The 2,014-nt window shown below is 32.6% G+C and carries 1 protein-coding gene and 1 pseudogene; both read left to right on the top strand.

Features of this window, described 5'->3' with window-relative positions; all coding sequences use genetic code 11:
* Window positions 1-521, top strand: a pseudogene (locus FC45_RS07810) (MFS transporter); the annotation flags it as partial.
* Between the two features lie 168 nt (window positions 522-689).
* Window positions 690-1,868, top strand: coding sequence for an MFS transporter (locus FC45_RS07385; protein WP_006585173.1), 1,179 nt, complete (start codon window positions 690-692; stop codon window positions 1,866-1,868).
* Window positions 1,869-2,014 lie beyond the last annotated feature (146 nt).

The following is a 2,014-nucleotide window of genomic DNA, read 5'->3' as shown; positions in this document are numbered from 1 at the left end:
CATGTGCAGCTCAATTTAGTTACTATACCTACATTACTAAATTGCTTACTAAATATATGAAATTTAGTCCAGCTTCCGTATCAACATTACTTTTCATTTTAGGGGTTGTCGCAATTATCGGTACTAAGTTAGGTGGATTTTTCGCAGATCATGGTAATATGAAGAATATGCCTTATTTGTATCTTTTCATGACACCTGCTTTAATTATTGTTGGATTAACTATGCATATTAAAATTCTGGCATTTGTTTTGGTAGCATTAATGGTTATTGTAAGTAATTCATTTGGTTCAAGTGTTACTGTATATCTGCTTGATATTGCCAATAACCATTATCCTGATGCATTAGACTTAGCATCATCATTAACACCTGTATTTTCAAATGTGGGAATTGCCATTGGTTCTTTGGCATCATCTCTTGCTATTCCATATTTGACATTAGGACATGTTGTTTTTGTATCTGCAGTTTTTGCTGCCTTATCATTAATCACAACTGTTCTACAATTAAAGCAAAAACATATTTAGCTAAAAAAGTGGATTTTATCCACTTTTTTTGTTTGTACTTTTTTAGATAACTTTGATTTAATTACTATTTCTCGGTAAACTAGTATATGTTGTTTTCAACAATACAATAAAGGAGATAGTACATTGAAATATAAGATTCAATCAATCTTGTTCGTTTTAGTGGCTTTTATGCTTGGCTGTAACGAATATATGATTGTTGGGGTATTGAAAGATATCCATAGTGATATGGGAACACCTCTTGCAACTTTAGGTATCCTGGTTACCTTATTTGCATTGGTTTATTCATTCTGTACCCCATTCATTTCATTATTAAGTGCCCGTTTTAAACGACACAATGTTTTATTTGGATTATTAACAATTTTCTTAGTAGCAAATACTTGGACAGCTTTTGCTCCCAATTTCATTCAACTACTTTTATCCAGAATTTTAGCTGGTGCAACTGCTGGTTCGATTATTTCGATTACCGTCGTAATGGCTAGTTTTATTGCTCCACCAGAAAAAAAAGCCGGATTAATTTCTTGGGTCTTTGCCGGGTTTAGTATTGCTAATGTTGCCGGCGTGCCTATTGGTAATACTATTGCTCAAGTATTTTCATGGCGCGATAGCTTCTGGATGGTTACCATATTGACTATTATTATCTTTGCCTTGCTATTTATTTATGCACCAAAAGATACTCCACAAAGTCAAGCTAATACCCCTGAAGAAGCTGCTAAAATTTCTAGTGATCGTAAAAAATATATTGTTCATCCCATTACTGTAACTAATGCCTTATTCATTATCTGCGTTACTGGTGCTCAATATAGTTACTATACTTATATCACTGAGATTATTACAAAATATCTTCATTTTACAGACTCAGTATTAAGTATTCTTTTATTTATTCTTGGTATTGTATCAATCTTTGGTAACAAACTCGGAGGCTATTACGCTGACCGAGGTAATATGCAAGATATTCCATTTTTATATGTTATTATGCCAGTGTCATTGGTCTTAATTGGCTTATTAATCAATTTAACTAATCCACACAACTTCCCACTAGCATTTGGAATTATTGCCTTTATCTTGATTGCGGTTGTCTGCATCGTTAACGTTAGTTATGGTGCTAATGTGACCGTGCTCTTCCTTGACTTAGCAAATGATGAGTTCCCAGGAGCTCTTGATTTATCATCAACATTTAACCCAGTATTTTCAAATTTGGGTATCGCAGTTGGTTCATTTGTTTCCTCAATTGCAATCGGAACAGGATTGTTTAACATTGGAAATATCGTATTTATTTCTGCAATCTTTGGTTTTTGCTCATTAGCCTTAGTATTAAGACTTAAGAAATTAACTAAAGAAGATATATAAAAAAGGTCCGTGAGAATTAATCTCACGGACCTTTTTTATATTATTTTATTAGCTAACTTAATAGCCTCTTAAAAAGCTCTTTACGTAGAATTTGACCAACATATTATAAATTAACGGTTCTATAATTTTTCCTGTTGATAGTTTAT

This window comes from Lactobacillus jensenii DSM 20557, assembly GCF_001436455.1.
Taxonomy (GTDB): domain Bacteria; phylum Bacillota; class Bacilli; order Lactobacillales; family Lactobacillaceae; genus Lactobacillus; species Lactobacillus jensenii.
This window is presented reverse-complemented; position numbering and strand designations above follow the sequence as displayed.

Coding starts and splice junctions, on each gene's coding strand:
- FC45_RS07385 (WP_006585173.1), top strand. CDS start 690: ATGCTTGGCTGTAACGAATATATGATTGTTGGGGTATTGAAAGATATC.